The organism is Actinoplanes sp. ATCC 53533, from assembly GCF_003947245.1.
The window spans coordinates 1-6,454 of the sequence record NZ_QHHV01000358.1; the positions used below are offsets into that span (position 1 = coordinate 1).

Consider the following 6,454-nt stretch of genomic DNA (forward strand, 5'->3'; position numbering starts at 1 on the left):
CACCGGCAGGCCGAGCAGGTTGCCGCGCTTGACCGCCCGGAACGACCTGCCGTACCGGGAGAAGTCCCCGAAGTTCAGCATCGGCCCGGAGAAGTACGAGACCACCAGGGCGATCGCGCCGAGCATGACCGGAACGGCGCTCAAGCCGGTGTAGCTGACCTCGCCCAGGTTCAGGTTGATGGCGCCCCAGCCGGCCTGGTAGATGAGGTAGCCGGTCAGCACGATCATGACGACGTAGACGGCCGGGCCGCAGAAGTCGATGAACTTGCGGATGGTCTCCATGCCGGTCCAGAAGACCGCCGCCTGCAGGACCCAGAGCAGGGCGTAGGTGCACCAGCCGAGCAGCGGCAGGCCGAGAAAGCCGTACCGGTCGACGTCCGCGTACGGCATCAGCGCGGGGAAGAGCTTGAGCACCACCACGTCGAGGGCGGCCGAGGCGAGATAGGTCTGGATGCCGTACCAGGCGACGGCGATCGCGCCGCGGATGATGGCGGGCACGTTCGCGCCGAGGACGCCGAAGACGGTGCGGCAGATGACCGGGTACGGCACGCCGGTGAGCTGGGAGGGCTTGGCGACCAGGTTGCAGAAGAAGTAGACGATCGTGATGCCGATGAGCAGGGAGACGAGCACCTGCCAGCTGGAGAGGCCGAGCGCGAAGAGGCTGCCGGCGGTGACGTAGCCACCGACGCTGTGCACATCGGACATCCAGAAGGCGAAGATGTTGTAGGAACCCCAGGTCTGCTTGCGCAGCGGGGCGAGGTCCTCGTTGGTGAGCCGGGGATCGTACTCGGGCTTGATCTCTCCCGAGCCGACCGGCATGCCGGCCGCTTCGACGAGGTCCGAACTCATTCCGACAGTGGTATCGGCCATGCCCACTCCTGGGGTTGAGCGGCTTCGTTGCAGCTCACGCTAGGAATCGGCTGTTTCGCCGAGATGAGCGGAGAGATATATCTGTCCCGCGGCTCTGTCCCGCAGCTCTTCCCGCAGCTCCATCCCTCGGCTCTATCCCTCGGCGAACAGGCCGGTGTCCCGCGGGAGGCGGGCGATGAGGCCCTGCAGCCGCCGGTGGTGGGCCGTGCAGACCGCGCCGAGCGCCTCGGCGTCGCGGGCGATGAAGGCCGCGAGCATCTCCGCGTGGTCCTGATGCAGCAACGCGCGCTCGGCGGCGTCGAGGTGCGACATCGGCTGCAACGGCTCGGTCATGTTCCACGCCGTGCTGAGCATGTGCAGCAGCCGCCGCATCCGGCAGGGCCGGATCAGCGCGAGATGGAAACGCCGGCTCTCCCGATGGTGGGCGCGGCTGTCCCCGGCGACGACCGCGGCCTCCAGGGCGGCGTGCGCCGCGCGGGCCTGCTCGTCGTCCTCCGCGTCGGCCAGTGCGACAGCCGCCCGCAACGCGGCGGTCTCCAGCGCCTCCCGGACCAGGTAGATCTCGCCGAACTCGGCCGCTGTCATCCACGCGACCCGGTATCCGGTGCGGGCGCGGTGGTCGACCAGCCCTTCCCCGATCAGGGTCATCAACGCCTCACGGACCGGAATGCGGCTCACGCCGAAGGACGCGGCCACGCCGTCCACCGGGATCGGCGAGCCGGGTGGCACCTCGCCATCGAGGATGCAGCGCCGCAACTCGTCGAGGATCTCGCTCTGCGAGCTGCCTCCCGGCCGGTTGTTCAGCCGGGCGAGCAACACCGATCGGACGCGCGGATTGGGCATCGCCGCTCCCTCAGACCGAGGACGTGATCTCCGACCCTATGCCCGCGCCCTACCTCAACGGCTGAAGCTTCAGCTCGTTGGCCTTGACGACGTTGATGATCTTCTGCGGGCCGGGCGCGGAAGAAGAACTGCGCCTTGAAGCAAGCCGGTCATCGTGGCTGACACACAAAGAAGTCCGCCGCCTGCGGTAAGTGCGGGGCGGCGGACCGAGGCAGGGCTTCGCTAGGGGAACTGCATGCGGCGAGGCCGCGGGATCACCGGTGGCGGCAGGGGCAGGTCGTCGAGGTGACTCCAGTTCAGCGAACCGTTGTCGGTCGACTTGATCTCGCCGAGGCAGGCCCGCAGCAGGCCGAGATTCGGCGCGCCGGCGAACCCGGCGATCACGACTTCGGGCGCCGGGTCCATCAGGGCGATGGCCGCACAGATCTTCGCGACCTCACGCTCGTCGACGGCGTCGAGCGGCAGGGGCGCCTCCGCCTGGGAACGCCGCCATGGCGGTCCGAAGCGGCGCAGCAGCTCGCGGGCGAGCCGGCCGAAGGAGCGGCCCACCTCGGCGTCGGCCATGGACATCCGCGCCGACTGGCCGTAACACCAGGGCACGACGACGTGGCCGTGGATGACCACGAGTTGGTAGACGGACTTGGGGACGCTGATGATCTCCGCGCCGGGCAGGGTGCCGAGAAAAAGGACCAACTCCTCGTACGGCAACGGCCACCGCGGGTTGGCAAGCACTCGTTCGGTAGTCGTCGTCATCGCGGGATGAGCGTTGACCTCGCGGTCGATCGCGGTGCTCAACGCTTCGGGGACTCGGGTCCAGAGCTCCGCGGCAACCTTGTCGCCGAACTGCTCGACCACCCACTCGCTAGGACCGACCAGAACGTCTGGGCGCATTCGGTACCACCACCGTCCGTGTCGCTGGCGCTACGTCTGGCTAGAACAGTTCCACTCACGGAGATCGAGAGGAAGACAATTCAACCGGGATCTCAAAAACATCCATGAATGAAAACCGGCAGGACGGTCAAACCGGCGCGGCGACGCTGGAGCAGCAGGTCCGCGACTCGCGAAACATGCAACTTGCACGGCGAACCGCCGTGCAAGTTGCATGCCGGCTCGCGAGTCAGTCCTCTATTTGAAAGTAGACCGCTTCCATATTTCAGGCTGGTGACCACCGTGCGAACATCCACCGACAGTGATCACGGCTCGTCGGCAGGCCGCGGAGCAGGTAAGGTGCCCGGCTGTGACCGACCCGGCCGGCACCGCAGCGCCGCCGCCACGGCGGACCGACCGCTGGCTGGCTCTGTTCGGTGTGCTGGCGCTGCTGTGCGGCGGCGTCTTCGTCTTCAGCGTGGCACGCAGCCGGGCCACCGCCGGCCGGGTGCAACAGGCCGAGCGAACGATCCGCGCGACCCTCGACCGCCAGGGCGCCGCGCTGCTGCGCGGGGACCGAAGCGGATGGCTGAGCGACGTCGACCCGGCACTGTCCGGCGACCTGACCCGCCTGTACGCGAACCTGCGCGGGCTGCAGACATCGGGCTGGCTGCCCCGCGCCCGCAAGGTCCGGCCGGGACCGAGGTGGACCGCGGAGATTCAGGTACGGGTGTGCTTCGCGGCGTCGCCCTGCACGCGCACACCGGAGACGTACGTGCCGACCGGCGACATCATCTCGGCCCGTACCGAATGGATCGTGACCGGTGGCCGCGCGGTCCTGACGGCCTTCGACCAGATCGGGACGGACGGCTCGATGCCGTGGAAACAGACGGAGCTGACCTTCGCCACCGGCGACCGGGCGGTGGTGGCGGCCCCGAAGGACGCGACCGGAACGAACCCGCAGGCCTGGCTGCCGGCAGCGGAACGCGCGGCGCGGGTGGCGGACCGGTACGCGCTGACCCGGCCGGGCCCGGGCAGATACGTCGTGTTCCTGGCTGACGAACGACAATGGCGGGACGCGGTGGGCGAGGACCGCGAGGCGGCGGCCTTCGTCGACAGGACAAGCGAACAGACGGCCTTCGCGATCATCGACGCGACGGCCCTGGACGCGGACCCGACCGACGAACGCCTGCTCCGCCACGAATTCGGCCACATCGCAACCCTGCTCGGCACCCTGGACAACCGCGACGAATGGATCATCGAGGGCATGGCCGAATACATCGCGTACGCGGACGCACCGGTAAAATCGTACGAGCTGGTGGACGACGCCCGCAGGCACGTCGCCGCCACGGGCTGGACCGGCAAACTGGACCTGGAATGGTCAACGGAACCAACGGAAAGATTCGGCTACTACGCGATGGGCTTCCTGGCGATACGCTGCCTGGGCGAAACCTACGGCGAACCGAAACTCCTGGCATTCTTCAAGGAAGTGGCCCGCAAGGGCGAACCACCGGCAACGGCGGCGATGTCAGCACTGGGCACGCCGTGGAACCAGGTGCAAAGCACCTGCCTGCCGAAGATCCAGGCCTGGCTCAAGCCTTGAAGGGGCTCACCGACCCCGCCCCCGCCGAACGCCGACAACAAGCGCAACAACAGCACCGGCAAGAACAAGCACACCCACCCCGACGACCACAACGACAGGCAAGCCGGACTCGCCACCGTCAGACCCAGAATTCGGCACGGTCCCTGCGGACGCATCCGGACGACGCGTCACGGACGCTGCAGCGGAAAGCGCGCTCATGAGATCAAGCTCGCCATGACCATAGGTGTCGTCCCGCCCGGCAGCTCCCTTGTCGATGGCCGTCGACTCGAGCACCTCGGCAACCTGTGCAGCTGAAAGCTCGGGGTTCTTGGCCCTGATCAGCGCAGCCGCCCCCGAGACGATCGCGGAGGAGACGCTCGTGCCTTGAACCCGCTGATATTCCTTGGCTGGGTCGCTGCTGGCCACGGTGACATCCACACCAGGCGCGACCAGATCCAGTTGCGGGCCCGGATGCGAGAAGGAGGCGATCTTTCCTGCCCGGTTGGCCGCTCCCACCGCGATCACCTCGGGATATGCGGCAGGGTATTCACTGTCGGAGCCGACTTCATCATCATTGCCCGACCCTGCGACCAGAACGACATCGGCATCTGCCGCCCTCTTTATCGCCGCGGCCAGCCCGTCTGTATTGCCGGTCAGAAACGACATGTTGATGACCTTGGCACCATGCTCGACCGACCAGTCGATCGCTTTCGTAACCACAAGCGGGCTCCCAGCCGGCGACACCGGCAGGATCACGGCTGCAGGCGCGACACCCAATACACCGCGATCTCCGGAACGTCCTCGAGCCGCAATGACCCCGGCGATCCCGGTCCCGTGCCCTTCAAGATCGTCGCGGCCGTCACCCTTGCCCAGCACATTGAAGCCGGGCAGCACCGCACCCGCAAGATCTGGGTGCTCAGCCCAGACCCCGCTGTCGATGACAGCGACAGTTACGCCCTTGCCCTCAGTGATCCGATGGGCCTCCGCGACGCGGAGGCTCTTCAAATACCACTGCTGGTCCCGGTGCTGGTCCGCTTGGGCAGGGGTTGGGCAGGCCACGATGGTCGCAAGACAAGCGAACGTTGCCGCCATCAGCCTGTGGCCCGGAAACGTCCTCACTGCCGCAACCCGATCACTCCGGGGCCGGGGTCATGGCGGTATTGCGCACGCGAAGGTTCGATCACCGGAGCTACTCCTTGCTCGGTAGCCCAGGGGTTATCGGGATCGAATGCCAGGTGCTGGCCGCCTTCTCCGCTCCGGCGGCGGCTTCCTGGCGCTTGGGATGCCGGCATCATCGAGTTCTGCATCGAGGTTCCTGTGCCGGTTCTGCTTCCGGCTCCCCGAGCACCCGTCTGACCTGTTGGCAGCCAGGAAGGGGCGGCGGGCTTGGCGCTCGGTGCGCCGCCTCGGCCTGGCACGCCACCGCCGATCACCGATCCCGGTAGACCTCGTTGCCCGCCGCCAACGGAAGAGCGCCCACCTGTGCTTTCCGGACCGATGATCAGACCCGGCGTCGTGGGAACGAAGGCGGACCCGGACACCGGCGGCGACGCCACCGGCGAGGCGATCGGTGGTGGCAGGCTCGGCGAGGGACTGATCACACCCGCCAACGATGGTCCGGCCGAGCCTGGCGTGGGATCGGTTGCGAGAGGCAGCCGTCCACCGCCGGAACCTGTCGAGTCGGCTCCAGGCAGCGGGGGCGGTGGATCGTGCGGCACCGAGATGCCACTACCTGCGCCGCCCGTTGCGCCCGTGGAGAACGGAGTCGCCTGAGTGTCGAAGCCGTCGCCGTCGGGCCCATCCATCAGCTTGTCGATGTAGGTGCGGGGTTGGAACTCGTAGACATCGGGCGCCGTGATGGCGTTGTCGGGTTGAGCCACGATGTTCTCGGCGTAGCGCATCTGCTCGCGCGCCTTTTCATCGAGTTCGTCCTCGGCATTGTCCCACCAGCCAGGCACCCAGTCGTCGTTCTTCTCGAGATACGACCGGTACAGCGGCTCGACCTTCACCTTCGCCTGCCGAAGCGCTTCGAGCACCTGACCCAGCGCGCCAGCGTTCGAATCGGCGATCGTCTTGTTCTCCGCCATGTTGAAGAGCAGGTCGTCGATCATGTCGACGAACGCCGCCGCAGCCTTGTTCTTCCCCGGAGGCCACGCCTCGATGAGGGCTTCCTTGGCCAGTTCCAGCCGCTTGCGCTGATCGTTCAGCAGTCCCGCCATCGACCCCAGCGCCGCGACCTGGCGCCAGGATTCGGGGTCGTCCTCGTTCTCGACCATCGCCCAGATCCGCGGC

Annotated in this window: 5 protein-coding genes and 1 pseudogene; 1 reads left to right on the forward strand and 5 read right to left on the reverse strand. The window is 67.4% G+C overall.

Features of this window, described 5'->3' with window-relative positions:
• From DMB66_RS57050 to DMB66_RS57060, 3 genes are all read right to left on the reverse strand, one after another.
• On the reverse strand, positions 1–849 hold an 849-nt coding region (locus tag DMB66_RS57050; protein WP_233625571.1), incomplete at its 3' end, for a cytosine permease.
• A gap of 153 nt (positions 850–1,002) precedes the next feature.
• Positions 1,003–1,713, reverse strand: a complete 711-nt coding sequence (locus tag DMB66_RS57055; RefSeq protein ID WP_125812339.1) for a GntR family transcriptional regulator — start codon at positions 1,711–1,713, stop codon at positions 1,003–1,005.
• Positions 1,714–1,935: 222 nt separating this feature from the next.
• Entirely contained in the window at positions 1,936–2,604 is a 669-nt protein-coding gene (locus DMB66_RS57060; protein ID WP_125812340.1) for a hypothetical protein, read from the reverse strand.
• 346 nt (positions 2,605–2,950) lie between these two features.
• Between DMB66_RS57060 and DMB66_RS57065 the strand changes: the two genes are divergently transcribed.
• Positions 2,951–4,183 (forward strand): hypothetical protein, encoded by a 1,233-nt coding sequence (locus tag DMB66_RS57065; RefSeq protein WP_125812341.1) that lies wholly within the window; start codon positions 2,951–2,953, stop codon positions 4,181–4,183.
• 6 nt (positions 4,184–4,189) lie between these two features.
• On the opposite strand, the gene DMB66_RS57070 is transcribed toward DMB66_RS57065, so the two are convergent.
• Together DMB66_RS57070 and DMB66_RS57075 are read right to left on the reverse strand one after the other, a co-directional pair.
• Positions 4,190–5,254 (reverse strand): S8 family serine peptidase, encoded by a 1,065-nt coding sequence (locus DMB66_RS57070; RefSeq protein ID WP_125812342.1) that lies wholly within the window; start codon positions 5,252–5,254, stop codon positions 4,190–4,192.
• Between the two features lie 23 nt (positions 5,255–5,277).
• Positions 5,278–6,454, reverse strand: a pseudogene (locus DMB66_RS57075) (hypothetical protein); the annotation flags it as partial.